The 26,546-nt window shown below is 65.4% G+C and carries 19 protein-coding genes; 2 read left to right on the top strand and 17 right to left on the bottom strand.

All coding sequences use genetic code 11. The features are described from left to right. Nucleotides 1–57: 57 nt before the first annotated feature. The 5 genes from hrcA to lepA all read right to left on the bottom strand — a co-directional run bounded on the left by hrcA (nt 58) and on the right by lepA (nt 5,481). Complete coding sequence (gene hrcA, locus ACMNI9_RS05945) at nt 58–1,071, bottom strand: heat-inducible transcriptional repressor HrcA (protein WP_123191294.1); 1,014 nt, start codon at nt 1,069–1,071, stop codon at nt 58–60. A 278-nt stretch (nt 1,072–1,349) separates the two neighbouring features. After that, nucleotides 1,350–2,462 (bottom strand): radical SAM family heme chaperone HemW, encoded by a 1,113-nt coding sequence (gene hemW, locus ACMNI9_RS05940; protein WP_225749223.1) that lies wholly within the window; start codon nt 2,460–2,462, stop codon nt 1,350–1,352. After that, complete coding sequence (gene dusB / locus ACMNI9_RS05935) at nt 2,452–3,423, bottom strand: tRNA dihydrouridine synthase DusB (RefSeq protein WP_225749224.1); 972 nt, start codon at nt 3,421–3,423, stop codon at nt 2,452–2,454. Before dusB ends, hemW begins: the two co-directional genes overlap by 11 nt. A 33-nt stretch (nt 3,424–3,456) precedes the next feature. Continuing rightward, entirely contained in the window at nt 3,457–3,654 is a 198-nt protein-coding gene (locus ACMNI9_RS05930; RefSeq protein WP_114565707.1) for a hypothetical protein, read from the bottom strand. Between the two features lie 21 nt (nt 3,655–3,675). Beyond that, entirely contained in the window at nt 3,676–5,481 is a 1,806-nt protein-coding gene (gene lepA / locus ACMNI9_RS05925; RefSeq protein WP_114565708.1) for a translation elongation factor 4, read from the bottom strand. A 664-nt stretch (nt 5,482–6,145) separates the two neighbouring features. Between lepA and rpsT the strand changes: the two genes are divergently transcribed. Continuing rightward, the gene (gene rpsT, locus ACMNI9_RS05920) at nt 6,146–6,649 is read left to right on the top strand and encodes a 30S ribosomal protein S20 (RefSeq protein WP_114565709.1); all 504 of its coding nucleotides are present in this window, start codon (nt 6,146–6,148) and stop codon (nt 6,647–6,649) included. Nucleotides 6,650–6,876: 227 nt separating this feature from the next. On the opposite strand, the gene holA is transcribed toward rpsT, so the two are convergent. From holA to carA, 12 genes are all read right to left on the bottom strand, one after another. Next, a complete protein-coding gene (gene holA / locus ACMNI9_RS05915; RefSeq protein WP_225749226.1) occupies nt 6,877–7,851 on the bottom strand; it encodes a DNA polymerase III subunit delta in 975 nt (324 codons plus the stop codon). A 9-nt stretch (nt 7,852–7,860) separates the two neighbouring features. Next, the gene (locus tag ACMNI9_RS05910) at nt 7,861–10,212 is read right to left on the bottom strand and encodes a DNA internalization-related competence protein ComEC/Rec2 (RefSeq protein ID WP_418831236.1); all 2,352 of its coding nucleotides are present in this window, start codon (nt 10,210–10,212) and stop codon (nt 7,861–7,863) included. Between the two features lie 89 nt (nt 10,213–10,301). Then, the gene (locus tag ACMNI9_RS05905; RefSeq protein ID WP_225749228.1) at nt 10,302–10,958 is read right to left on the bottom strand and encodes a ComEA family DNA-binding protein; all 657 of its coding nucleotides are present in this window, start codon (nt 10,956–10,958) and stop codon (nt 10,302–10,304) included. 223 nt (nt 10,959–11,181) lie between these two features. Next, on the bottom strand, nt 11,182–12,402 hold the full coding sequence (gene thiI / locus ACMNI9_RS05900) for a tRNA uracil 4-sulfurtransferase ThiI (RefSeq protein WP_114565712.1): 1,221 nt from the start codon (nt 12,400–12,402) through the stop codon (nt 11,182–11,184). Between the two features lie 92 nt (nt 12,403–12,494). Next, a complete protein-coding gene (locus ACMNI9_RS05895) occupies nt 12,495–12,755 on the bottom strand; it encodes a DNA-directed RNA polymerase subunit omega (protein WP_114565713.1) in 261 nt (86 codons plus the stop codon). A 7-nt stretch (nt 12,756–12,762) separates the two neighbouring features. Continuing rightward, the gene (gene gmk / locus ACMNI9_RS05890) at nt 12,763–13,335 is read right to left on the bottom strand and encodes a guanylate kinase (RefSeq protein ID WP_114565714.1); all 573 of its coding nucleotides are present in this window, start codon (nt 13,333–13,335) and stop codon (nt 12,763–12,765) included. Nucleotides 13,336–13,341: 6 nt separating this feature from the next. Then, nucleotides 13,342–13,650: an integration host factor, actinobacterial type gene (gene mihF / locus ACMNI9_RS05885; RefSeq protein WP_114565715.1), complete on the bottom strand. Its 309-nt coding sequence runs from the start codon at nt 13,648–13,650 to the stop codon at nt 13,342–13,344. Between the two features lie 208 nt (nt 13,651–13,858). After that, nucleotides 13,859–14,584, bottom strand: a complete 726-nt coding sequence (gene pyrF, locus ACMNI9_RS05880; protein WP_225749229.1) for an orotidine-5'-phosphate decarboxylase — start codon at nt 14,582–14,584, stop codon at nt 13,859–13,861. Beyond that, on the bottom strand, nt 14,578–15,528 hold the full coding sequence (locus tag ACMNI9_RS05875; protein ID WP_114565717.1) for a dihydroorotate dehydrogenase: 951 nt from the start codon (nt 15,526–15,528) through the stop codon (nt 14,578–14,580). The genes pyrF and ACMNI9_RS05875 overlap by 7 nt, the downstream gene beginning before the upstream one ends. Continuing rightward, nucleotides 15,528–16,328 carry a dihydroorotate dehydrogenase electron transfer subunit gene (locus ACMNI9_RS05870; RefSeq protein ID WP_216528540.1) on the bottom strand — a complete coding sequence of 267 codons (801 nt, stop codon included), beginning with the start codon at nt 16,326–16,328 and terminating at the stop codon, nt 15,528–15,530. The genes ACMNI9_RS05875 and ACMNI9_RS05870 overlap by 1 nt, the downstream gene beginning before the upstream one ends. Before the next feature lie 783 nt (nt 16,329–17,111). Beyond that, the gene (carB, locus tag ACMNI9_RS05865) at nt 17,112–20,354 is read right to left on the bottom strand and encodes a carbamoyl-phosphate synthase large subunit (protein WP_418831235.1); all 3,243 of its coding nucleotides are present in this window, start codon (nt 20,352–20,354) and stop codon (nt 17,112–17,114) included. Then, on the bottom strand, nt 20,347–21,738 hold the full coding sequence (gene carA / locus ACMNI9_RS05860; RefSeq protein ID WP_418831234.1) for a glutamine-hydrolyzing carbamoyl-phosphate synthase small subunit: 1,392 nt from the start codon (nt 21,736–21,738) through the stop codon (nt 20,347–20,349). Before carA ends, carB begins: the two co-directional genes overlap by 8 nt. 567 nt (nt 21,739–22,305) lie before the next feature. Between carA and ACMNI9_RS05855 the strand changes: the two genes are divergently transcribed. Next, nucleotides 22,306–26,538 (top strand): hypothetical protein, encoded by a 4,233-nt coding sequence (locus ACMNI9_RS05855; RefSeq protein ID WP_418831232.1) that lies wholly within the window; start codon nt 22,306–22,308, stop codon nt 26,536–26,538. Nucleotides 26,539–26,546 lie beyond the last annotated feature (8 nt).

The raw sequence follows: 26,546 nt of genomic DNA, 5'->3' as shown, positions 1-26,546 counted from the left end.
TTCACCAGCGGAAGGACCGCCCCTTCCGCTGCACTCGTTTTTGCTTCTACCTAACTGCTATACGTCTTCGAGCGCGGAGCTTGCTATGCGCACCGCGCGGATAACCTTCGAGTAGTCCATGCGCGTAGGGCCTACCACGGCCACCACGCCGGCAGACTCGCCCCGTCCGTACCGGCTTGCCACCACCGACACGCCCGAAAGCGCCGCGGCATCGTTTTCGCTGCCGATGCGCACGCTTGGAACGCCGGCAGCCTGACGGGACGCCTCGTCCATGATCTGCAGGAGCACCGTGTCGTCCTCGAGCACTTGCATGACGGGCAGCAACGCCTGCGACTGGCTGAATTCAGGCTGGCTGAGCAGCGAGCTTACGCCTAGGCGATGCGCGCGCGACTGCTCGCTTTCCTGCAAACACGACAGCACCTCGTCGAGCGCCATGCGCACGAGCGGGTCGCGAAACGCCTCGACCATGCCCTGCCCCAGCCCGTCTTCGATTTCCTGGAGCGACTTGCCCGTGAAGACGTCGCTCAGGAAATGCTGCACGTGCGCCAGATCGTCGCCCGAAACCTCTTCGGCGAACTCCATCTGGCGATTGAACACCTGGCCGTCTTCGGTCACCAGCACCACGAGCGCCCTCATGGACGACAGCGATATCAGGGAAAGCTGCTTGATATGCAGGTTGAGGACCGAGGGGGCGATCACGATGGAAAGGCAGTCGGTCAAGCGCGTCAGAGCCGACGACGTCTGCTCGAGCAGGGCGTCCAGCTCGCTCGCGCTGCGGCGCAGCTGGTCCACCACGGGGCTGTAACGATCATCGTCGCCCGCAAGGTCGGTCTGCAGCAGGTTGTCGACGAACGCGCGGTACCCGTGATCGGTCGGGATGCGCCCCGCCGACGTGTGCGGCTGCGCGATGTAGCCGCCGTCCTCGAGAACCGACAGCTCGTTGCGCACCGTCGCGGGGCTCACGCCCAGCTGGTAGCGCTCCGTCAACGTGCGCGAGCCCACCGGCAGAGCGCGCGCGACGTATTCTTCGATGAGGGCTGCAAGCACCCTTTGCCTTCGATCCGAAAGCACGCTTCTCCACCTTTCCTCTCTCTTCCACCGCTCAAGCCGCCGCTTCATCGGCACCAGGCGATGCAATACCAACGTGTCATTTTAGCAGCCGATGCAAGAGAGTGCTAAAAAAGGTGACAATTATGGAGAATCTCAACGGAAGCGTCACAGAACGCGGCGGCTCGCCGCCAAATCGGAGCCGCCGGAAGGCAGACGACCGCGAACGTAGGCGCGAATCGGGACCTGCGACACCGTCGAGCACGAAGACGCCGAAGTGCGGATCGCTCCCCTCGAGGCGCTTACGGAGCCAGATCGAACAGATCCCCGTACAGCTCGTTGCCGCAAAGCCACCCGCGTTCCGTGGGTCGCCAGCGACCGCCCTCGTGAACGACCAGCCCCCGGTCTTTCAGGCTGGCAAGCGCTTCGTCTACTTGCGGCAGCAGCTCCGCCGCGCGCTCGACCCGCTCGTCGGACACGCCGCGCGTCATGCGCATGCCCAGCATGAGGTCTTCCGCCGCCATCTGGCGCGCGTCCAGATCGTCGGTGACCGCGCCGTCCTTCACCCGCATGCGCCGCTCGGCGTTCTGCGTCATGGTGGCGGCGCTGCGGCCCAGGCCCAGGTAGGGCACGCCCGTCCAGTACGCGATGTTGTGGCGGCACGCGAAGCCCGGCCGCGCGTAGCTGGCCACCTCGTACCGCTCGAAGCCGGCTTCGGTCAGAACCCGCGCGGCGATCTCCATGTGCGAGGCCCCCACGTCGTCGTCGACCTCGTCCAACTCGCCCGCCAGAACAGCCGCGTCGAACGGCGTGTGCGGCTCGACGATGAGGGGGTACACGCTCACATGGGTCGCCCCGAGCGCAACGGCCTCGCGCACGCTCACCTCGAAGCTAACGTCGCTCTGGCCCGGAATGCCGCACATCAAGTCCACGCTGACGTTTTCGAACCGGGTCAGCGCCGCTTCGATGGCCCGGCGCGCATCGTCGGCAGAATGCGCGCGACCGAGCGTGCGCAGCACCTCGTCGTCGAAGCTCTGCACGCCGATGGACAGCCGGTTCACGCCCAGCGCCCAGATGTCGCGCACCATGCGCTCGGTCAGGCTTTCGGGGTTCGCTTCCATGGTGCATTCCACGTCGGGCTCGAGCCGCATGGACAAGGACAGCGTGTACAGCAGCATCGACAAGCGCGAAAGGCCCAGATGGCTCGGGGTCCCTCCGCCGAGGTACACCGTTTCGACGGAGCCCAGCTCGCCTTCTTTCGCCTTGCGACGAACTTGAAGCACCAAGTCGTCCACGTACGCGTCGATCTCCGGCGCATCCGTCGGCACCGCCGCCGTGGCGAAGTCGCAGTATCCGCACCGCTTCACGCAGAACGGCAGGTGCAGGTACAGCGCGCGATACGGATCATGAGGCATGATGGGCCCTTTCCAGCAACTCGTCGAACACCCGGTCGAAGTCCTCCACGGTCACGCAGGCGTTAATCTTCCCGCGCGCCGACGCCGCGCCCGGCAAGCCGGCCAGATACCACATGGCGTGCTTGCGCATGCGCACGATGTTCTTGCCCTCGCGCTCGGAAAGCAGCCGCGCATGACGTCGCGCCATGGCTATGCGCTCGCCTACGTTCGGCATCGCAGGCTCGGCGCGCCCGGCAAGCGCCGCCTTCGCCTGCGCGAACAACCAGGGGTTCCCCTCTGCCGCGCGGGCGATCATCACGGCATCGCAGCCCGTGCGCTCGACCATGGCCGCCGCGTCGCAGCCGCGCTTCACGTCGCCGTTGCCGATCACCGCAACGCTTACGGCCTCCTTCACGCGGGAGATCACGCCCCAATCGGCGCTGCCGTGGTACAGCTGCTCGGCGAACCGCCCGTGCACGGCCACGGCCGCCGCGCCCGCGTCTTCCATGCGACGCGCGAACTCGGGGGCGCTTTCATCGCCCATCGCCCAACCGCGGCGGAACTTCACCGTCACCGGGTGCTCCACGGCATCCGCCACGGACCGCACGATGCGCGCCGCCAGCGCAGGGTCCTTCATGAGGGCCGAGCCGTCGCCCTTCGTGACGATCTTGCGCGCCGGACAGCCCATGTTGATGTCGAGGTAGGCAAGGCTCTCCCCCATTTCCTGCTCGATCCACCCGGCCTGTGCCGCCATCGTATCGGGTTCGTGCCCGAACAGCTGGACGGCCACCTGGTCCTCGCCCGCGGCCAGGTGAAGCAGGTGGCGCGTCTTCTCGTTCGCGTACGAGAGTCCTTTTGCCGACACCATTTCAGTGTACGTGAGATCGGCGCCCTGCTCGCGGCAGAGCGTCCTGAACGCCTCGTCGCTCACGCCCGCCATGGGCGCGAGCAGCAGGCGGTGCTTTTGGAAAAAATCGTGCATGATGCCTTTTCGCTCGTTGGAGACGGCCGCGCGCTACATGCTGGACAGAATGTCGAGCGCGCTTATGCCCGCGAATATGAACAGGACGACCAGAGCCACCACCGCGAACAGGCACCCGCAGCCGACTGCAGCCTTCGCGCCGCTGCCCATGCCGGCCGGCTGCTGCGCGGCCTTCTTGTCGTTGAAGGGATCGTCCAGCCAGTCGAACTCTTCTGTATCCTTACGTGCCATGCAACCTCCTCGGGCTTTCGATCACTCGTCCACTTTGAGGATCGCCATGAACGCTTCTTGCGGCACCTCCACGTTTCCGATGTTCTTCATGCGCTTCTTGCCGGCTTTCTGCTTCTCGAGCAGCTTGCGCTTGCGGCTGATGTCGCCGCCGTAGCACTTCGCCAGCACGTCCTTGCGCTTCGCCTTTACGGTCTCGCGCGCCAGAACCCGCCCGCCGATAGCGGCTTGGATGGGCACCTCGAACATCTGGCGAGGAATGATGCTCTTGAGCTTTTCGGTCAGGATGCGCCCGCGATCGTACGCCTTGTCCTTGTGCACGATGAACGACAGCGCGTCCACGGGCTTGCCCGACAGCAGGATGTCGAGCTTCACCAGCTTGGAGGGCTTGTATCCGTCCATCTCGTAATCAAGCGACGCGTAGCCCTTCGTGTTGGACTTGAGCTTGTCGAAGTAGTCCATGATGAGCTCGGACAGCGGGATCTCCCACAGCATCTCCACCGTGGTGGTGGACAAATAGTTCATCGTGACGAAGGTGCCGCGCCGCGCCACGGTCAAGTCCATGACCGCGCCCACGTAATCGGGCGGGATGAGGATCTTCGCCTTGAGGTAGGGTTCCTCCACGCGCTCGATCTCGCCGGCGTCGGGCATCTCCTGCGGCGAATGCAGGCTCACCATCTCGCCGCCTTGCTTGTACACGTGGTATTCCACGGAAGGCGCCGTGGCCAGCAGGTCCAGCCCGAACTCGCGCTCGAGGCGCTCTTTGATGACCTCCATGTGCAGCAGGCCCAAAAAGCCCACGCGGAAGCCGAAGCCCAGCGCATGCGACTTCTCGGGCTCCCAGATAAGGGCCGGATCGTTGAGCGAGAGCTTTTCGAGCGCCTCTTTGAGCGGTTCGTACTGATCGCCGTCGATGGGGTACAGGCCGGTGAACACCATGGGCTTGACCTCGCGGTATCCGGGAAGCGGGTCGCTCACGCCGCCATGGGCCTGCGTGATGGTATCGCCCACCTTCACCTGAGAGACGTCCTTGAGCCCCGTCACCAGGTACCCGACCTCGCCCACGCCGAGCGCCGGAAGCGCCGTCTCGGCGGGTCGGCGCGCGCCGACCTCTTCCACCAGCGCTTCGGCGCCGGTGGCCAGCATGCGAATGCGATCGCCCTTCTTCATCTGCCCGTCCACCACGCGCACGAGCGCCACCACGCCGCGATACGCATCGAAGTACGAGTCGAAGATGAGCGCGCGCAGCGGCGCGTCGGCCACGCCGACGGGCGCAGGCACGTTGTACACCACGGCCTCCAGAAGATCGTGCACGCCCACGCCGGTCTTGCCCGAGGCCAGCACCGCGTCGTCGGCGGGGATGGCCAGGCCGTCCTCGATCTCCTCGCGCACGCGATCCGGCTCGGCAGCCGGAAGGTCGATCTTGTTGATCAGCGGGATGATCTCCAGGTCGGCGTTCATGGCCATCATCGCGTTGGCCACCGTCTGCGCCTCGACGCCCTGCGTGGCGTCGACCACCAGGACGGCTCCTTCGCACGCAGCCAGAGAACGGCTCACCTCGTAGGTGAAGTCGACATGGCCCGGCGTGTCGATCAGGTTGAACTGGTAGGTCTGGCCGTCGTCGGCCGTGTAGTCCACGCGCACAGCCTGGCTTTTGATGGTGATGCCGCGCTCGCGCTCGATGTCCATGCTGTCGAGCAGCTGCTCTTGCATATCGCGCTTCGACACGGTGCCGGTCAGTTCCAGCACGCGATCGGACAGCGTCGATTTGCCGTGGTCGATGTGCGCGATGATGGAGAAGTTTCGTATGAAGTGAGGGTCGGTGGTCATGTCCTGTCTTTCAAAACGTAAAGCCCGCGCGCGGGCGCTTGAGAAACGAAAGCCTATTCTACCTTATTCGCCCCGGGTGGAAAGGGCGCGCCCACTACAGTTCCACGACAGCGGCGTGCGGGCTCGACGAGCCGACGTGCGCCAGCTGCGCGCGAACGGAGCCGCCTCGTTCGCGTCGATCGCCCGATGCGCCCGGGCGCGCAGCCCGCAAGCGTTGCCGCAAAGACGGCAACCGCGAGCGCGTCGAAGCGGGATTTCGCGAAGGATACGGGCGGGCCTCCCCTCGGCTCTTTCACTCTTTCTCGGCGAATGGATGGTTTCGTGTGCGGTTTCGACAAATTCTCGTGCAATCTCGGCCAACCTTTGCTATTCTATCGAATTGTGTATCCAGCGATACGTACGCGCGATGGGCGTTTCCATCGCCGAATCAGCAGACGTGGCTGCGCTTTACGATTCGTAGATGCTGGGTGACCGATAGGTCGATGGAGCAGAGAAATCCCGCCTGTTCCCCATGCATCGAGCGCTTTCTTTGAAAGCTGGGTCCTCATGGATCGCATGCGTGGCTATCGGACGCCTGGGCAACGAGCGCGTGACGCCGGAAGCACGGGAAGCCCGAAGGCTTCGCAGAAGTTTACGTTCGTGATCCATTGGAGGAAACACACACATGGCGAACATCAAGAGCCAGAAGAAGCGCATCATCACCAACGAGAAGGCCCGCATGCGCAATCGCGCCGTCAAAAGCGAGCTGAAGACCGCTATCCGTCGCGTCAAGGAAGCCGTTGCCGCCGAGAACGGCGCCGAGGCTTTCGCCGCCGCTATGGCCGCCTGCCGTCTGCTCGACAAGGCTGCCTCGAAGGGCGTTATCCACAAGAACCAGGCTGCCAACCGCAAGAGCGGCGTCATGCTGCTCATCAAGGACCTCGTGACCGACGCCGATCGCGCCGCGTACGTGAAGCCCGCCAAGAAGGCGCAGAAGACCGGCTCCAAGAAGGCCGAGCGCAAGGCTGCCCGTCTCGCAGAGATGAAGGCCGCGTCCGAGGAAAAGGCGAAGCGCCGCGAGAAGCACATGGCTGAAGTGAAGAAGGCCGAAGAGCGCAAGGCGAAGGAAGCTGCCGAAGCCGCCAAGGCCGAGGCTGAGGCCGAGAGCGCCGAGGAAGCCGCTGAATAGCGACCACCCTATCGGAGATCGCCCCGCGATCCTTCCGCATATCAAGAGAGAACAGGCCCCGGTTTCGGGGCCTGTTCGCATTCTCGCGCCGGTTTTCGACCACGGCTCGAAGCTCCCGCTGCCCCTGCATGCGAAAGCGCCGCCGCAACTCGCGCCTCCGTGCAGAGACATGAGCTGCGGCGGCGCTTGACGCGCGCGAGAAACGCGGTGCAGGGATGTTCGCTGCGCTAGCGCGCAACCACGCCGAGCACCCATTCGAGGAAGGCGACATCCGGATCGGCGCCGCTTTTCATGGCGCGCTCGGCGTCGCGCGCGGCGACGAGGGCCGCGCGCAGCTGCGCGGAGGTGAACCCGCGCGCCCAGGTCGCATGGTTCTTCACGCGCCAATCGGGCATCTTGAGCGCCGCAGCCACACCACGCGGATTGCCGCGATCGGCCAGCGCGCGAGCGCAGACGAGCTCGCGCAGGCGCGTCGTGCACATGGCCAGCAGCGCATGCGGAGACACCGAGTCCATGCGCCCCAGGTACAGCAGGCATTTGCGCGCATCGCGCGCCGCGAAGGCGTCGACGAATTCCCACGGCTTGACCTCGGCGGTGCGACTGACCATGGCGACGATCTCATGCTCGTTCACGGCATCGGTTCCGCGATGCGCAAGCGCGATCTTCTTGAGCTCGCTGTCGAGGCGCACCGTGTCCTCGCCCACCAGATCCACCAGCTTCACAGCGGCGCCTTCGGTAAGCGTGACGCCGTGGCCCACCGCCATGGCGCGAACGGCCTTGGGAAGCTCGAAGCGCTTGAGCGGAGCGCAGTCGATCACGGCCGTCTTTCCGTGTTTGGCGACGGCCTTGTACAGACGCGTGTTCTTCGCCAGCTTTTCGGCGATCAGGGCGAGCACGGTGGTTTCCGCCGGTGAATCGAGGTAGGCTACCAGCCCCTCGGAATCGGCTTTCTTCAGCTTGTCGGCGGCGCGCACCTCGACAAGGCGCACGGGGCTTGCGAACGGCACGGTGTTGCATGCCGAGACGATGTCGGCGCCGGTTGCCGTTTCGCCGCTGAATTCGTCGGAATTGAACGACAGGTCCCCCAAAGCGGAAAGGCGAGCGCGAAGGCGCTTCATCACCGTGTCTCGCTTCAGGGCGTCCTCGCCGCATATCAGGTAGACGGGGAGCAAGGGTGCGTTTTGTTTCTTCTGAGCAGTCATGGCTTCATTCTACCGCAGCGTCTCCACGACGATTCTATCGGGTTCCAATTTGCATGAAACATCCCCCGACTCATCGGTTCGCAGTACGCGCGACCCCGCGCTTTCCAAGATCTCGAGGGTCTTGGCGGCCGGATGCCCATACCGATTTCCCGCCCCTACGCTCACCAGGGATATCTTCGGGGACAACGCAAAGGCAACCTGCTCGTCCAAAGCGTTCTTCGATCCGTGGTGGCCCACTTTGTAGATGTCGACCCCCTCCGCCGCTCCTGTGTCCAGCAGCTCTTTCACCTGATCGCGCTCGGCATCGCCTACCAGCAAGGCGGTCCAGTCCGTCGAACCGTCGCCGTCCACGTCCGCAAGCGCTTTGAGGCACAGGCTGTCCGCGTTCCCGCCTTCGTCCTCGAAGCGCCGCGGCCAGACGACCTGCAAATCGATCGACCCTACGCGAACGCTATCGCCCAGCGCGAGGCCGCAGATGCCGTCCTCCCCCGCCACGGCGACGGCGTCTTCCCGCAGGCTTCGACACGCATCGCACGGGCAGGCGAGCGCGTCTTGCGCAACGAAGACGCGCTCCGTACGGATCATGCCCGCCAGGGAGGAAAGCGACCCCTTGTGATCGTCGTCCCCATGGGTCACCACGACGGCGTCGAGGCGCGAGAGCCCCTGCCGCGCAAGCGCCTCGAACAGCCTTGCATCCTGATTGCCGGTATCGACGAGCACGGCGGATCCGCGGCTCCGCACGACGATCGCATCGCCCTGCCCGACGTCGAGCATGACGATGCTATCGCCGCCTGCGGGCGGCGCAACCAGAAAGCACGCCGCCGCGAACGCGACGCACGCCGCACCGCCCAGCACGATGCGCCGAGTCGGCCGCGGCCACGCGATCCAAAGCGCCGCCGCCAGCGCGATCGATACCGCCAGCGCGGCAAGAACCGAAACGGAGGCGGGAACGCTTGCGTACGGAATGCGCGCCAGCGCTTCGACGGCCGCGGTGAGGACGTACGACCCGGCGCAGGCGACGTCGAGCAGAGCGGAGGCAACCCCGGGAGCCATCGTCGCAGTTCCCACGCACAGCAGCCCGAGCGCGCACGCGGGCGCGAACAAAGGAGCGGTGACCACGTTGGCCAAAGGAGCCACCAGCGAGAACTGCGAGAACAGCGCGGTCGAAAGCGGCGTTGCCAGCACAGCGGACGCGAAGGTGAGCGAGAGCGCTTCGCAGGCAAAACGGGGGACCCGGGGCGCCGCATGGGCGATCCAAGCCGAGAACAGGCTGGCGAACAGCACGATGCCCAACGTCGAGAGCGCCGAGAGCGCGAACGAGACGGACAGGGCGACACGCGGATCAAGGCTCGCGAATCCCACGATGCAGACCGCCAGAGCGCTCAGCGCCGCAGGACGGCGCCCGACCGCGAACGAAGCCATGCCCGCGAACGCCATGACAGCGGCTCGAACGGCCGATGACGGCGCGGCCGTCAAAACGAGGTAACTCAAGAGGAGCGCCGCCTGGACGACTCCCGTCACCGCGCGGGGAACCCTCAGCGCGCGCAGCGTCGCGCAGCAGAACGCGGAAACGATGGAAAGATGCGCACCCGACACCGCCACCACGTGGGCCAAGCCCGCAACCTTGAACGCCTGGTACGTCGATTCGGGCAGGTGCCCCCTCCATCCGCAGACAAGCGCGGCAAGAACCCCGCTCTCGCTGCCGCCGCGGTCAGCCAGAAGCCCGATAGCGCGCGACCGCAGATCGACCAACACCCCCATCGGCCCGCCGCGATCCACCCGCTCCAAGCCGAAGACGCGCGCCGACGCCACCGCGCCGTTGCGCCAGCAGTACGCCGCCGAAGAATCGGAAGGAGCTGAGAACGAAGCCTGCGCCTCGAACGCCTGGCCGTACTGCAGAACCCCTTCGCCTTGGGGAAGCTGCACGCGCACGAGAAACGACTCGCCGCCTTCAACGGTCGCACGCGCAAGGCACGTCGAACCGAACATGCCCGCGGACCCGTCAGCCACGGCTTGAAAAGACGCGCGGGTCGAAAGGCCCTGGACGCGCTCTTCGAAGCCGTGCTGCACCGCAGCGTGCCAACCGCCGCAGCACACCCCCAGGGCGCACCCTAAGACGACGACCCCCGCCAGCGCGCCTCGACGCCGCCACACGAGCGCCAAGCACGCAAGCGAGACGACCAGCCCGACGGCTCCGATAGCCGCGCACGCCGAAGCCGACAAGAGGCGAGCGGCTTCGACCACGGCCGCGCACGTCGCCCAAAGCCCCAACGCGCACCCGAACACGGGCGGCAGCGAGGGGCGAACGGGAATGCGGCCGGCATCCGCGCGCAACCCGTCGGCGTATTCGGCTTCGGGCACGAAAGCCGCCCGCGCCCGCCTGGGCGGTTTCGGCACAAGCTGCACGGAAGCCCTGGTCGCAGCCCTGCGCATTGCGCGCGCGAACGCGCCTAGCCCACGCATATCGAATCGGCGAGGGCGGCGTACTTCTTGTCGCCGATGCCCGATACGCGCTTCAAATCCTCTATCGCGGCGAACGGCCCGTTAGCCTGCCTGTCCGCAACGATCTTCTCGGCAGTCGACATTCCTATGCCGGGGAGAGCATCCAGTTCCGCAGCGGATGCCGCGTTGATGTTCACCTTTCCCCCGCCGGGCGCTGCCGCCCCGCCGGGCGGGGCGGCAGCGGCAGCCTCCTCCACCTCGGACAACGTCGGAACCACCACGTGCTCGCCGTCCGTCAGAACGCGCGCCAGGTTCAACGCATCCGTCGCGGCCTGCTCCCCGAACCCTCCCGCAGCCTCTATCGCATCCTGCACGCGAGCGGATTCCGCAAGCTCGTACACGCCGGGCGCAAGGACCGAACCGCCTACATGGACCACGATGGTCCGCGCTTGCTCCTGAGGCCGGTCAGGCGAAGCCCCCTCGACGTCAGCCTCCCCCGCCTTCTCGACTACAAGGGAGTCCGAAGAAAAAACGGACAGGAAGCTTGCCCCGGCCGCCACGAGCACAACCACCGCTAAAGCAGTTACGCCGACGAGCACGGGAAGACGCACGCCGCTCAGGTGCGCCTTGGCCCGCAACGACTCCGCCTGTTCGGTAAACGACATCCCGACCTCCGATCCTCTCGAAGACCAAGCATAGCAACGCAACCTAGCGAAAACATGAGAGGAATCCAGCAGAAAAGCCGCTGAAAACCAAACGGTTCCAGCGGCTTTTCCGCTTCGATCCAATGCGGATCCCCACCGGATGCGACGCAGGTTCAGCATGCATCCAGCCACAATCTAGCAGCTTTCCAGCGCGCATCTAAACGCGCTGGTCAAAAGCGTGCGGTTACTTCTGAGGGCGCTTCTTCTTGCGCTTGAACGCCGGGCAGGCGTAGTCGCGCACTTCGGCGGCGTCGGCGATCTCGGCCACCCATTCGTCCACGGGAAGCGCGCTTTCCGCCTCTTCCACCACCGCAAGCTTCGCATGCGTCTCGGGACTGCGCGGCATGAACAGCGTGCAGCAATCGGGCGCGTCCTGCGCCGAGATCTCGAACGTGCCCAGGCGCTCGGCCTCGGCGATGATCTCGAGCTTGTCGGTGCCGATCAAGGGGCGGAACACCGGAAGGCTCACGGCAGCGTCGGTGCAGCGGATGTTGTCGAGGGTCTGCGAAGCAACCTGACCCAGGCTCTCGCCCGTGACGAGCGCGCCCGCCCCTTCGCGATGCGCCAGCTCCTCGGCCACCTTGAACATGAGCCGTCGGTACATGATGACGCGCAGCTCGGGCGGGACGGTGAGCGCGATCTCGCGCTGGTAGTCGCCGAACGGCACCGTGTACACGCGCGCGATGCAGCCCGTGCGCTCGAGCACGCGCGCGATGTCGTCCACCAGGTACTCGCTCGCATCCGAGGTCTGCGGACGACCGGAGAAGTGGACGCCGATGCACACCGCGCCCCGTCGCGCGAGCTTCCACGTAGCCACCGGCGAGTCGATGCCCGACGACAGCAGGCACGCCACGACGCCCGAGCTTCCCACCGGCAGCCCGCCGATGCCCGGAAGCGAGCGCGCGTACACGTACGCGGCGTTCTGCACGACCTCGACGCCTACCGTGAGATCGGGGTTCTTCATACGAACGCTCTTCTCGGGAAACGCCTGGCACAACGCCGCGCCCACGATCTGGTTCATCTCCATCGAGTTGGTCGGAAAGTCGGTGTGGTTGCGTCGAGCGGCCACCTTGAACGACTCGAAGTCGCCGGCTTCGAGCATAGCCGCACGCGCGACCTCGGCCATGACGTCCAAATCGCGCGGGCACTTGAATCCGCAGGAGACGCGCGCCACGCCCGGCACCTTGCCCATGACGTCCGCAACGGCCTTCGCCGTTTCCCAATCCGTGCCTTCGCGCAAGAACACGCACAGGCGTCCCGCTATGCGATGGACGGTCACCACGGGAAAATCGCTCAGCAGGGCTTCGAGGTTCTTGAGCAACCGCATTTCGAACGTCGAGCGATTATGGCCCTTCAGGCCGATCTCATGGTAGTGGGCAAGGCAAATGCGCTGGTAATCAATCATGGAATGCTCCGTCGTGCCAAGGGCGAATGGTCGTAACGCACGAATAGGCGGGCCCATGCCCGCCTATTCGGTCAACCAGTACGTGTTTCGTACTAGTGGTTCTTGATGTCGATGGACGAAGGATCGTACGAAACTTCGCCGCGCGCAATCTCGTTGAAGGCAAGAGACAGCGGCTTCTTGTCGGCAGCGCGCGCGATTTCCACGGCGGTCTGCAGCTGAATAGCGCGATCGCGCTGGCCGCGCATCATGTCGTTGATGTCGTGCGCGCGCTTGGAGGCAAGGGCGCACAGCAGGAAGCGGTCGTTGTCGGTTTCGTCCAACAGAACGTCGATCTTCGGTTCGATAATGCTCATATCGTATTTAACCTCGTGTTTTCTCGGCTTGTTCGTTCACGTAGCCAACCAAGGCGGCGGTGGCTACGTCCAAATCATCGTTCACAAGCCGTATATCATACTCCATTTTACGAGAAAGCTCCACCCGTGCGGTTTCCATACGGGCAGCAACGGCCTCTTCGGTCTCTGTACCGCGCCCTCGAAGGCGCTTCTCAAGCTCTTCGAGCGAAGGCGGCTCGATGAACACCAGATGCGCCGCAGGGAACTTCTCGCGCACCTGGAAACCGCCTTGCACGTCGATTTCCAGGATAACCTGGTCTCCTCGAGCGATATGCTCCTCAACGCTCGCACGCGGGGTGCCGTAGCGGTTCCCCCCGTACGTAGCCCATTCCAGCAGGCCGTCTTCGTTCACGAGCCGTTGGAATTCCTCACCGGATGCGAACTGGTAATGAACGCCGTCCACCTCGCCCTCGCGCGGCAAGCGCGTCGTGACCGAGACGGACACCCAAGCATCCGGAACCTCATGCAACAGACGGGCCACCAGCGTGCCTTTTCCAGCACCCGATGGCCCCGATATAACGAACAGATTGCCAGCGCGCATGCGAATTTAGCCCAAGCGCTCCAGCAAGGCGGTCTGCTGACGCTCGCCCAAACCGCGCAGACGGCGGCTCTCGGCGATCTGCAGCTCCTTCATGATCTTCTCGGCCTTGGCCTTGCCGTAGCCGGGAAGCGTCTCGATGAGCGTGGAGACCTTCATACGACCCACGATGGGATCATCCTTCATCTCGATAACCTGCTTAAGGCTGAGTTTGCCGGACTTCAGATCATCGCGAACCTCGGCGCGCTTGATGCGGGCCGCCTTCGCCTTCTCCAAAGCCGCCTGGCGCTCTTCAGGGCTGAGTTGAGGAATAGCCATCAGTTTCTCTCCTTCTGTTCCAAAAGCGATGCCGTGATACTAGCATGCAATCGCTCGTTTGACCTTGTAGATTGCTATAAATTCAAAAAATTTCAGGTCGCAGTCACACATTCTAGACTCAAATCGCGCAACCGTAGTTCTTTCGTCGCTCAATCGTCACTTTCGCTGACCATCTGGGAAAACGTTGGAACAGCATCCGTTTCGGCTTTTACAGCTCCGCCACGATGGCGTCGAACGCGGCAGCAGGGTCCGCCGCCTGCGTGATGGGCCTGCCGACGACGATATGGGAAGCGCCGTTCTCGAAGGCCTGGGCAGGCGTTGCCACGCGGCTCTGATCGCCTTTGTCGGCGCCCGCCGGACGCACGCCCGGCGTGACGATGTAGGCGTCGGGTCCCAAGATGTCGCGCAGGCGCGCAGCTTCCTGCGGGGAGGCGACCACGCCGGAGATGCCGGAGCGCTTGGCTTGCTCGGCCAGCACCACCACCTGGTCGGACATGGCGCGCGAAACGCCGGTTTCCGCAAGAGCAGCGTCGTTCATGCTGGTAAGCACCGTGATGCCCAAGGTCGCGGGAACCTCGTGGCCGTACTCCGCTGCCGCGCGCTCGGCGCCGCGCTGGGCGGCGGCCATCATGTCCACGCCGCCGACGGTGTGCATGGTCAGCATGTCCGCGCCGCTGCCAGCAGCCGCGTACGCCGCGCCTTCAACCTGATGGGGAATGTCGTGGAACTTGAGGTCGAGAAACACCTTGAAGCCGCGCTCTTTCAGCGCGTAAACGATGGCGGGGCCGTTCGCGTAGAACAGCGTCATGCCTACCTTCACCCATGTCGCTTTGCCTTGCAGCTGATCGGCAAGGTCGAACGCCTCGTCGATGCCGCAGTCGAGGGCCACGATCACGCGATCGCGCGCCGGCACGCTCTCGAACGTATTTACCATTCCAACGCTCCTATCAAATCCTGCACGTCGTCCACGCCGTGCTGCTCGCAATACTGCGCTATTCCATCGATGATTTCAACCGTCGCGAAAGGATTCACGAAGTTAGCGGTGCCCACGGCTACGGAGGTGGCTCCCGCCAGCATGAACTCCACCGCGTCGGTGGCGTTCGAGATGCCGCCCATGCCGAGAAGCGGAACCTTCACGGCTTTCGAGCACTCCCACACCATGCGCAGCGCCACGGGCTTCACGGCGGGGCCGGAGAACCCGCCCACGCCGCGCGCGAGCACGGGACGTCGGCGCTCGACGTCGATGGCCATGCCCAGAAGCGTATTGATGAGCGAGATGGCATCGGCTCCCGCAGCCTCGGCTGCGCGCGCGATCTCCGTGACGTCGGTGACGTTCGGGGTCAGCTTCACGATGAGCGGGCGCTTCGTGGCGGCGCGGCAGCGACCGACCACGTCCTCGACGCTCGCAGCGCACGTGCCGATGGTCATGCCGCCGGCATCCACGTTCGGGCACGAGATGTTCACTTCGTAAGCGTCCACGGGCGCGTCCTCGAGCGCCTCGATCACCTGCACGTACTCGTCGAAGCTATGGCCCGACACGTTCACGATGGTCGTGGCGCCGCGCTCGTGCAGCCACGGCAGCTCCTCGGCCTTGAGGTGCGCCACGCCGGGATTCTGTAAACCGATGGAGTTGAGCATGCCGGAAGGAGTTTCCGCGATACGCGGGCTGGCGTTTCCTTCCCAGCCATGCAGCGACACGCCCTTCGTGGTGACCGCGCCCAAGCTTGCCACGTCCACGAAGTCGTTGTACTCCATCCCTGCGGCGAACGTGCCCGACGCCACCGTCACGGGGTTCTTCATGTCCAGGCCGCCCAGGTTCACGGCCATGCTCACGTTCGTAGGAGCGGGCACGAGGGGCAGCGCGTTCTCGATAGCCATTACCACACCACCTTCGCAGCGTCGAATACGGGACCGTCCACGCAGGCGCGCAGCTTGCCGTCCACCGTGTCCACCACGCACGACAGGCAGGCGCCCACGCCGCAGGCCATGCGCTTCTCCATCGAGAGCTCGCAGGGCACGCCCGCGTCGGCGGCCATGCCGGCCACGATCTTCATCAGGGGCTCGGGGCCGCATACGGCCAGGTAGTCGTACGGCTCACCCGAAGCCGAAGCCTCGGCCAGCGCTTCGGACACGAGCGAGGTGCAGAAACCCTCGCGACCGAAGCTGCCGTCGTCGGTCGCGCAGCGCGGCGGCTCGGCCAGCAGCGCCTCGTAGCGCCCGCGGCACGTGAGCGCCGCCTCGGTCTGCGCACCCAGCACCACGTCCGTGCGCACGCCGGCCTCGACCAGGCTCTCGCACAGCATGAACAAAGGCGCCGCGCCCACGCCGCCGCCCACCAAAAGCGCACGCTTCGCGCCGGCGGCCGGCTGCCAGGAGCGGCCGACGGGCCCGATGAGCTCGGCGTCCGCGCATTCGCCCGGCACGAGGCGCGTCATGTGGTCGCTGCCGAAGCCGACCACCTGGTACAGCACGTCGAGCGTGCCTTCGGCTGCGTCGCGCGCGTACACCGAGAACGGTCGGCGCAGGATGTGCGCCTCCATGCCCGGAACCTTCATGTGAACGAACTGCCCCGGCTCGATGGCCGCTGCGATTGCAGGCGACGAAAGCTGCATAAGATAGAGGTTCGGGCCGACGCATTCGTTCCCCAGAATGCGCGCCCGCTCGTTGACAAGCGCCACGTTGGTCCTTTCATGCCCCCGGGCCGCGCGCGCGGCCCCACGTCTCATCTTCTGGCCGATGATTGTACCATTGACGTGCCCGCCGAGCCGTTGAAGTGCCGAAATGCACGGGAAGCGCATGGAAGCTGCGGGATTGTCCCTCTCGTGGGCAAGGCCGCCGCCTACCATTATATAGAGTGTTGCGGCGGCGTCGCGCCGATCGTCCGCACCGCACGCGGCGACGCGCGCTCGCACCGCAAAGCCGCCGCCCTTCCGTTCGCCTCTCGAACGTCGATTCGCGAGCCCCGGCCGCCCATGCCCCGCGTATCGGCCCGGCCCGTCGCCGCGTTAGGTTGTTTATGGTGGGCGGTCCGTCTCCCGGCCGTCCATGCCCCGCAAAGCGCCCCGCCGCTACCGCGCGCCACGGGCTTGCGCGCGAAAAACGGCGCTCGCTGGCAGGTTCTGACGGTTTGAGGTCGTTTGATCCGACGGGCCAAGCGCCCGCAAAAGCGGGTGGCGACCAACCGACGCTGTGACCAGGCAAAACGAAAAGCAAGCCGAACGACGGCCAAGCAAGGGGGCCGTTCGACGACCTCAAACCGTCAGAACCTGCCAGCGAAGAGGGTTTTTCGCGCGCAACGCCCCCATTGCCCCTGGCGAACGCGGCCCATCGGCAGCATCGGCGGCCTTCGGCGGAAATCGAGCAACCTTCCCAACCCCATCCGAGCACGGCGCGCCCTTCCCGCCGAAAAGCCGAACCGCCGCGCACGACGAACAGGCGCGGCGGCAGCTCGGCTCGCAGCTTTACGCGCTCACTGGCTGCTCCCATTGGGGAAGATCCTGCAAGGCTACGACGGACAGGCCGTTTGCGCGCGCCATCTCCATGCCGGCCACCATGGCCTGGGCGCCGGCCAGGTTCGTGACGTGGGTCACGCCGTGCTTCACGGCCTCCAAGCGCAGCTCGTAGCCGTCGGCGCGCGTGGCATGGCCGAACGGCGTGTTGATCATGAGCGCTATCTCGCCGGCAGCGATGCGGTCGAGCACGTTGGGGGTGCCCTCGTGCACCTTCTTCACCTCCTCGCAGTCCACGCCCGCCGCGCGCAGGGCGCGGGCCGTGCCGCCCGTGGCCACCACCTTGAAGCCCAGGCGCACGATGTCGCGCGCAATGGACACGATGGCGCGCTTGTCGCGGTCGCACACGCTGACGAACACCGTGCCGCCCTCGGGCAGCGCGTAGCTGATAGCCAGCTGCGTCTTGGCGAACGCGGCCGGGAAGTTGCCGGCGATGCCCATGACCTCGCCGGTGGACTTCATCTCGGGGCCGAGCACCGTGTCCGCACCGGGGAAGCGGCCGAAGGGCATGACGGCCTCCTTCACGCTGTAATGCTCGAGACGGCGGTTGTCGGGCGGCAGGCCCAGGTCGGCGATCCTCTCCCCCGCCATGATGCGCGCGGCCATCTTCGCAAGCGGCACGCCCGTGGCCTTGGACGCGAACGGCACGGTGCGGCTGGCGCGCGGGTTGGCCTCGATGACGTAGATGACCTGGTCCTTGATGGCGAACTGAATATTGATGAGGCCCACTACGCCCAACCGCAGCGCCAGGCCGCGCGCGATAGAGCGCAGCTGCGACACCAGCGCCTCGGACAGCGCGAACGGCGGGGTGCAGCAGGCCGAGTCGCCGGAGTGGATGCCGGCCATCTCGATGTGCTCGAGCACGCCGCCCACGTACACCTGCTCGCCGTCGCACAGCGCGTCGAGGTCCACCTCCACCGCGCCCTCGAGGAAGCGGTCAAGGTACACCGGGTGGTCGGGCGAGATCTTCGCGGCCTCGGCCATGTACTTCTCCAGCTGGGCGCCGTCGTATACGATGCCCATGCCGCGCCCGCCCAGCACGTAGCTGGGGCGCACGAGCAAGGGGAACCCTATCCGGTCAGCCACGACGCATGCCTCCCGGTAGGTCGAGGCCATGCCGGCCGCCGGATAGGCGATGGCCATCTCGTCGAGGATTGCGCTGAAGCGATCGCGGTCTTCGGCCAGGTCGATCGCCTCCGGCGGCGTTCCCATGATGGGCACGCCCGCCGCGGCCAGCGCGTTCGCCAGCTTGAGCGGCGTCTGGCCGCCCAGCGTCACCACCACGCCGTCCGGGCGCTCGACGTCCACGATGTCCATGACGTCCTCGAACGTGAGCGGTTCGAAGTACAGCTTGTCGGACGTGTCGTAGTCGGTGGACACGGTCTCGGGGTTGCAGTTCACCATGATGGTTTCGAAGCCGGCCTCGGCGAGCGCGTAGCTCGCATGCACGCAGCAGTAGTCGAACTCGATGCCCTGCCCGATGCGGTTCGGACCCGCGCCCAGGATCATCGCGCGCTTGCGCGTCTTGGGCGCGACCTCGGTCTCGTCCGCATCGTAGGTTTTGTAGTGGTAGGCCGTGGAGCTGGGAAACTCGGCCGCGCAGGTGTCGACGGTCTTGAACGCGGGTCTCACACCCAGAAGCTTGCGGCACGTGCGCACGGTGAGCTCGTCGGATCTCGTAAGGTGCGCGATCTGGGCATCCGACAGCCCCATGCGCTTGAGCAGGCAGAACGCGTCGGCGTCCAGCTCGTCCAAAGCCATGCCGCGCAGGTTCTCCTGCACGCGCACGATGTCGGCCATGCGCGCGACGAAGAAGGGGTCCACGCGGCTCACCGCGCTCGCACGCGCCACCGTCCAGCCGCGGCGCAGTGCCTCGGCAAGGTAGAAGACGCGCTCGGCCGTGGGGCGCGCCACGAGGTCTTCGAGCGCTGCGTCGGACACGACGGCCTCGTCACCCTCGCCGTCGCCGCCGAGGCCTGCGCGCCCGTTCTCGAGCGAGCGCAGGGCCTTGCCGAGCGCCTCCTCGAACGTGCGGCCGATGGCCATGATCTCGCCGACAGCCTTCATGCGGGTGGACAGCGTGTCGTCGGCCCCCTTGAACTTCTCGAACGCGAAGCGCGGCGCCTTCACCACGCAGTAGTCGACGGAAGGCTCGAAGCACGCAGGCGTGGCAAGCGTCACGTCGTTGACGATCTCATCGAGCGTGTAGCCCACGGCCAGCTTCGCCGCCGCCTTCGCGATGGGAAATCCGGTGGCCTTCGACGCAAGCGCCGACGAGCGCGAAACGCGCGGATTCATCTCGATGACGATCATGCGGCCGTTGTCGGGGTTCACGGCGAACTGCACGTTAGAGCCGCCCGTCTCCACGCCGATCTTTTCGAGGATGGCAAGCGACGCGGCACGCATACGCTGGTATTCCACGTCGGAAAGCGTCTGGGCAGGAGCCACCGTAATGGAATCGCCCGTATGCACGCCCATCGGGTCGAAGTTCTCGATGGAGCACACGATGATGCCGTTGCCAACGCGATCGCGCATGACCTCCATCTCGAACTCTTTCCAGCCCTCGATGCTCTCCTCCACGAGCACTTCGCCCGCCGGGGATAGCTCCAGCCCTTGACTGACGATGGATTCCAGCTCGACCGCATCATGGGCTATGCCGCCGCCAGCGCCGCCCATGGTAAACGACGGGCGCAGCACCACCGGATAACCCAGATCGGCCACGATGCCGAACGCATCGTCCAGCGAGTACGCGTATCCCGACCGAGCGGTCTCGATTCCCAGCTCGGCCATGCACTCGTTGAAGAGCTTTCTATCCTCGCCGCGCTCGATGGCCGCCAGGTCGCAGCCGATCATCTCAACCCCGTAGGCATCCAGCACGCCCGACTTCGCCAGCTCGACGGCCGTGTTCAAGCCGGTTTGGCCGCCCAAGGTGGGCAGCAGGGCATCGGGGCGCTCCTTCTCTATGATCTTCTGGACGAACTCGGCAGTGATGGGCTCGACGTAGGTGCGGTCGGCCAAGCCCGGATCGGTCATGATGGTGGCCGGATTGCTGTTCACCAGAACCACGTGGTAGCCGTCCGCCTTGAGCACCTTGCACGCCTGCGCGCCCGAATAGTCGAACTCGCACGCCTGGCCGATGACGATCGGGCCGGACCCGATGACCAGGATGGTCTTGATGTCCGTGCGCTTAGGCATGACGGTCTCCTTCCATCTCAGCGAACGACCAGCCGACAAGGCGGTCGGCGGCGATGTCGATGTCGAGGTAGCTCGCACGTTCACGGGAGTCGAGCGCACCGCCCTCGCTCGTCACTGCGGAATCCATCAAGCGCGAAAACGCGGTGAACAGGTAGTGCGCGTCGGTCGGCCCGGGCGACGCCTCGGGATGGTACTGCACGCTGAACGCAGGCAAATCCAGAAACGCGACGCCCTCCGCCGTGCCGTCGTTGAGGTTCACGTGCGTGAGGCGAATGCGGCCGAAGCGATCGTTCATCACAACAGGGGCAACCTTATCGCGCGCCCAGAAGCGCAGGTCGTCGCAATGGTTCGCGCAGCCGCCCGACAGCGCGGGAACAAGCGGCCCCAAGCTGGAAAACACCAGGCCGAACCCGTGGTTCTGCGCCGTGATCTCTACGCGGCCCGTGAGCAGGTTCATCACCGGATGATTGCCGCCGCGGTGGCCGAACTTGAGCTTCTCGATCTGCGCGCCCGCAGCTTTGCAGATCATTTGGTGCCCCAGGCAGATGCCGAATACCGGCACCTTGCCCAGCAGCTTCCCCACCTGCGAGTAAGTGCCCTCCACAGCCTCGGGGTCGCCGGGACCGTTCGACAGGAACACGCCGTCAGGCTCCATGGCCAGCACCTTTTCCGCCGGCATATCCCACGGTACAACCGTAAGCTCACAGCCCGAGCGTACGAGATTCTGAAGGATCGAGCTCTTAACGCCGCAGTCGTAGGCGACCACGCGATGTCGCGCGGACGCAGCCGGAGCGACGGCGAACGCGTGGCTCGCGGGAAGGTCGTCCGCGTCCATGGCGTACGGCTTCCCGCACGACACGGTAGCCGCCAGGTTCTGCCCCACGAGCGACGCGCTCGCACGTACCTTGCGCAGAAGGCTCGTCTCGTCGGCGTCGACGGTCGAGAGCACCGCGCGCTGCGCGCCGCAATCGCGCACGTGACGCACGAGCGCGCGCGTGTCCACTCCTTCCACGGCCACCACCCCGTGTTCGCGCAGGTAGTCTGCGAGCGTGACCGTACTGCGCCAGTTCGACGGCGTCGCGCATATATCGCGCACGACAAGGCCGCGCAACGCAGGCCTGCCCGCCTGGGCGTCATCGGGATTCACCCCGTAGTTTCCGATCTGCGGATACGTCATGGTGATTATCTGGCCTGCGTAGGACGGGTCGGTTATCACCTCGAGGTAGCCCTCGAGCGACGTGTTGAAGCAGATCTCGCCGAACACCTCGCCTTCGGCGGCGCACGCCGTGCCGCGGAACACCGCGCCGTCCTCCAGCACCAACGCCGCCGGACGCGACACGGGCTTCGACGTACCCTCTAGCAGCTTGTTCGCAATCTCGCTCAAAATCTTCCTTCCGCTCGGGCAGCATATACAGAAAACGCCTCCGTCGTAAACGAAGGCGCAGGTGGTTCTGGGAAAGTTATGCTGCGCACCTTGTCGGTCTCTCCGTACCGCCTTAAAGGTTGAGGGTCAGTATACGGCTTATAAGATTATTTAGAGCTAAAATTGCATTATTTTTAATGTTTTGGAAATAAATATGCAATTTTGGGTGCTCCAGAATCCCGAAGCACCCAACTTCTCCAACCAGCACCAACCGTCCCGCAACGGTCTGCGGCGCATTATCTGCCGAATCCGATCCAACCGCACGGGCGTCACCTCCGCCTAGGTCGCCCCCAATGCCTCGGCGGCCTCGTGTTCAACATACGTTCCTGGCGAAAAAGACGCATGAGCAACAGGGATGTACGCAGATGAGAACGATATGCTTGATGGTTCGCTGGAACGGTCGTTCGCGGCGCTGCTTTGTTGCGCTTTTGTTGCACCTGCTTCATTACACTCGCCTTTTACGAAGCCGACGTGCGGGAATCGCCGACGCACGACGCACGACGCACGACGCACGAAGGAGAATACAGCATGGGATACGCGAAACCGCTTGAGAAGGCTGCTTGCTTGCTGCTTGCCGCAGCACTGGCGCTCGGATCCGGCGCCGCCGGCCCAAACGTTGCTCGAGCGTACGGCGACACCCCGAAAACCGAGAATCCGGCAGCAGCCGAGCCGGAGCATAAAGACGAAAGCGCCGACGCTCCCGATGCCGGGTCCGAAACGAAACCCGAGGCCATCGACCAAGACGCTCCCCAAGCCACCGAAGGCGCGGACGGCGTCGCGAAGAACGCGTCCGAAACCACCGACTCCCCCGTCGAAGCCGGCGGCATCGCCATCGACGAGACCACCTTCCCCGACGCCTCCTTCCGCGCGTACGCGAAGGAAATCGCGGGCGGCGACGTGCTCGCACCGAGCACCGTCGACGCGACGAAAATACTCTACGCGTCCGAAAGGGGCATCGCCGATCTCACGGGCATCCAATATTTCACCGCGCTCGAAATACTCTTTTGCGACAGCAACCCGCTGGCATCTCTGGACGTGAGCGCCAACAAAGCCTTGGCGGAACTTTATTGCAGCGACGCCCAGCTGGCATCTCTGGACGTGAGCGCCAACACGGCGCTGAAAGCGCTCGATTGCACCGACAACCGCCTGACCAGCCTAGACCTAAAAGAAAACCAAGCTCTGGCCAGACTCTACTGCAGCGGCAACCAGCTGGCCTGCCTCGATTTGAGCGCCAACTCCAATCTCGAGGACCACGACCTCGACCAAGCCCAGCTCATCAACGTGCCAGCCGCAAGCGACCCCTTCGATCTCAAAAGCCTTGATCCCGCCATCGACGGATCGCGAATAAAGGCCGACGAAAAAGATCTGGGCGGCGCGACGCTCTCCGGAACCGAGCTGAGCGGCTTCACGCCGGGAACGAGCATCGTCTACCATTACAACACGGGGCTGATATCGGATCGAGGCGAGACCCAGTACCTGTTCACGGTCCTCGAGATCGAAAGCCCCTCGGATCTAACCATCAGGGCAGAAAACGACGAACCCGCGCATGCGGACGACTTCGAGATCACCGACGACGGGACGCTCGTCATCACGGGCGGCGGCTCCTACACCGTGAAGATGGCCTCCGGCGTGCAGGAATCGAAGAACCGGATCGTCGTCAAGAGCCGCAAAGGCGTAGCCGTGACGCTGGAGAAGCTCACCCTGCGCAACACGGGAGGCTCGAGCATCGAAATAGCGCCTGAAGCGGGCGACGTGAAGCTTAACATATCGGGCAAAACCTCTCTCGAACCTCAAGAAGCAGGGGCCGGCATCCTCAAGCGCAACGGCGAGGCGCGGCTCACCTTGGATGCCGGCGACGATTACGGCGATCCCACCTTGACCGCAATCGCCCAAGGAGTGGGCTTTCCCGGCATCGGGTCCGCCCCCGTTGAAGGAACGGACCCGAGCGAAGCCGTTTGCAAGAACATCCGCATCGACGGTTTGCACGTCATCGCAAAAGGATCGCCCAAGGCCGCGGGGATCGGCGGCGCAAGCATGCCCAACGGCGGCGTCGTATCCGGCATCCACATCGAGGGCAGCACGGTGGAAGCAACCGGCGGGAGCTCCTCGCTCGGCTGCGGCTCCGGCATCGGCAGCGGCCAAAGCGAAACCGGACAGAACCAGGTCTCGGGCATCACCATCAAGGAAAGCACCGTCACCGCACGGGGCGGATACGGCGCCGCCGGCATCGGCGCAGGACCGAGCACCCAGGGAAGCACTCTCGTCGAGAATATGAGCTTCCAGGACAGCTCCATTGTCGCTACCGGCGGCAATGCGGCTGCGGGCATCGGCAGCGGCTGGACGATGAAAGACAACGTCGTTTCAGGTATCACCGTACAACGATGCGAGAAAATGGAGGCGAAGGGCGGCGTGGGGTCTCCGGGCATCGGCAGCGGCTATTCCAACGTGGGCAACACCTCTCTCTCCAAGGTGGTGATCGAGGACAGCGACCTCGTCGCCCAAGGCGGCGCATCCCATACCCAGATCCCTTCCACCGGGGCAGTTGAAGGCGAGAACTACGTCATCGGCGCAGGAGCGGGCATCGGCAGCGGGTGGGCGAACGCAGGAAACTCGCTGGTCGACGACATCGCAATACGCGCAGACTCGAACGTGAACGCCATCGCGGGCATCGACACGGACGGAGGCGGCGCAGCCCCGGGCATCGGCAGCGGATGCGCCCTGCAGGGCGCATCGACCGCGAGCAACATCGTGCTGCAGGGCGACTGCACCGTAGCCCAAGGAGGCACCACCACCGCGAGCGGCGATATAGGCCCCGCAGCGCTTCCCGCCGTCGGCGCCGGCAATGCCAAGGCACGCGAAGCCCGCGACAACGCCATATCCCCCGACGCAGAGCACTGGGCTTACGCCTGGAAGGGCGCAACCGAACAGGAAGCGTCGGCATCCGACGCCTTCGTCGCGCAAAGCACGGAGCGCACGAGCCTTGACGAGATCTCCGACGCCTACCTCAAGGTGCGCCTCACGCACCTGAGCACGCTTTCTTGCACGGGCACCGACGACGGCTATCGCTTCGAGGTTGGCACGCTGGTCATCACGGGCAGCGGAACCTATACGCTGAGCAAGACCGACACCCCGTACGCAGACTGGACGATCGCGGTGGCAGCGGGAGCTTCGCCCACGGTGGTGCTCGACGGCGTACGCGTCGACGTAGCCGACGAGGCGGGCCGTTGCGCGTTCGACGTCAAGGACGGCGCCGGAGATACGACCATCCTGCTTGCCGGCGAAAACGTGCTGCTGAGCGGCAACGGGCGCGCAGGCATCCAAAAGAGCGGCGGCGACGCGAAGCTCACGGTAAGCAGCGTTGCAGGCGGCGGCGCAACCGACGGCTCTCTGGAGGTGCGCGGCGGCGACGGTGCCGCCGGGATCGGAGCCGGAAAGGCGGAAACGGGCGATGCCGACGCCGCCAATATCGAGATCGCCGGCGGCACGGTGCGCGCTATCGCAGGACACATCGTACGCGGCCGCGCCGCCGCCGGAATCGGGGGCGGATGCGCCCTGGATCCCTCCGGAAACGCCGGAGCCCGTTTCATTACCGTCTCGGGCGGCAACGTGTACGCGCAGGGTTCGAACAGCAACTACGGCGCCGGCGCGGGCATCGGAGGCGGCACCGCTCGCGAAGGGAGCCACGGCAACGCTTCGGACATCCTTGTGTCGGGCGGCGTCGTCAAGGCGATCGGAGGCAACAACGGCGCCGCTGGCATCGGAAGCGGTTCTCAGGCAAACGGCAGCGAAAGCGTTGCCGAGAGCATCGACATCACAGGCGGCGATGTCACGGCCACCGGCGGCAACGGAGCCGCGGGCATCGGCAGCGGCTTCGTGCAAGCCGTCGGCGGGGAAAGCCGCGCGGAGAACGTCTCCGTGTCCGGCGGCACGGTCGAGGCAACGGCTGGCAACATAGGAGGAGGAGCCGGCATCGGCAGCGGCGAGGCCGTCGGCGGATCTTCGATCGCACGTGCCGTCGCGATTTCCGGCGGCACGGTGACGGCCACGGGCAGCACGGGCTTCTTCGGCGAAAACTTTGACGAATTCGCCATCCAGGGGGGCGCGGGCATCGGCAGCGGAAACGCCGCGCCGCGCAAAGGGTCTGACAAGCCCGTCGAAAGCCGCGCCGAGGGAATCACGATATCCGGCGGCGCAGTGAAGGCCGTCGGCGGATCGAACAGCCCCGGCATCGGCAGCGGCACGTCCGCTTCCGACAGCACGCTCACGGGCTCGAGCACCGCCGTCGGCATCCGGCTTACGGGCGGCATCGTCGCCGCCATAGGCGGCCTCACGCACGCCCGCGAACCGTACGACGCGCTCATACCGGGCGAAATCGCCAGCGCGGAACTCATCGGCGAGCTTGCGCAAATGCCCACCGTGGGCACGGGGCTCGCGGTCTCGCGCGCCTGCGAGGACACCGCCATCGCCCCAGGCGCGGGCCTCATGGTCAGCGCCTGGAAGGGCGCTTCGGCCGAGAATGCAGCGCAGTTCTTAAAGGACTCCCTCGCAACGACGAGCATCGCCGAAACGAAGGACCCCTACCTGCGCGCCGAGTTCTCGAACGCACCCGCCGCGCCGCTGCCGCCTGCGGACGGCGAAAAGACAGGCGCGCAAGCGCTCGCCTCCACCGGCGACCCCGTGCTGCCCGCGACCGCCATAGCCGTCCTCGCGCTCGCAGGCGCGGCAGGAACCATAGCAGCACGCAAGCGCCGTCGCTCGTAGCGGCAATC

Origin of the sequence: Paraeggerthella sp. (genome assembly GCF_048427265.1) — a bacterium.
Taxonomy (GTDB): domain Bacteria; phylum Actinomycetota; class Coriobacteriia; order Coriobacteriales; family Eggerthellaceae; genus Paraeggerthella; species Paraeggerthella hominis.
The sequence above is the reverse complement of the archived record's forward strand: the minus strand, read 5'-3'. Positions and strand labels throughout refer to the sequence as shown.

Coding starts and splice junctions, on each gene's coding strand:
- hemW (WP_225749223.1), bottom strand. CDS start 2,462: ATGCCTCATGATCCGTATCGCGCGCTGTACCTGCACCTGCCGTTCTGC.
- dusB (WP_225749224.1), bottom strand. CDS start 3,423: ATGCACGATTTTTTCCAAAAGCACCGCCTGCTGCTCGCGCCCATGGCG.
- ACMNI9_RS05930 (WP_114565707.1), bottom strand. CDS start 3,654: ATGGCACGTAAGGATACAGAAGAGTTCGACTGGCTGGACGATCCCTTC.
- lepA (WP_114565708.1), bottom strand. CDS start 5,481: ATGACCACCGACCCTCACTTCATACGAAACTTCTCCATCATCGCGCAC.
- rpsT (WP_114565709.1), top strand. CDS start 6,146: ATGGCGAACATCAAGAGCCAGAAGAAGCGCATCATCACCAACGAGAAG.
- holA (WP_225749226.1), bottom strand. CDS start 7,851: ATGACTGCTCAGAAGAAACAAAACGCACCCTTGCTCCCCGTCTACCTG.
- ACMNI9_RS05905 (WP_225749228.1), bottom strand. CDS start 10,958: ATGTCGTTTACCGAACAGGCGGAGTCGTTGCGGGCCAAGGCGCACCTG.
- thiI (WP_114565712.1), bottom strand. CDS start 12,402: ATGATTGATTACCAGCGCATTTGCCTTGCCCACTACCATGAGATCGGC.
- ACMNI9_RS05895 (WP_114565713.1), bottom strand. CDS start 12,755: ATGAGCATTATCGAACCGAAGATCGACGTTCTGTTGGACGAAACCGAC.
- gmk (WP_114565714.1), bottom strand. CDS start 13,335: ATGCGCGCTGGCAATCTGTTCGTTATATCGGGGCCATCGGGTGCTGGA.
- mihF (WP_114565715.1), bottom strand. CDS start 13,650: ATGGCTATTCCTCAACTCAGCCCTGAAGAGCGCCAGGCGGCTTTGGAG.
- pyrF (WP_225749229.1), bottom strand. CDS start 14,584: ATGGTAAATACGTTCGAGAGCGTGCCGGCGCGCGATCGCGTGATCGTG.
- ACMNI9_RS05875 (WP_114565717.1), bottom strand. CDS start 15,528: ATGGCTATCGAGAACGCGCTGCCCCTCGTGCCCGCTCCTACGAACGTG.
- carB (WP_418831235.1), bottom strand. CDS start 20,354: ATGCCTAAGCGCACGGACATCAAGACCATCCTGGTCATCGGGTCCGGC.
- ACMNI9_RS05855 (WP_418831232.1), top strand. CDS start 22,306: ATGGGATACGCGAAACCGCTTGAGAAGGCTGCTTGCTTGCTGCTTGCC.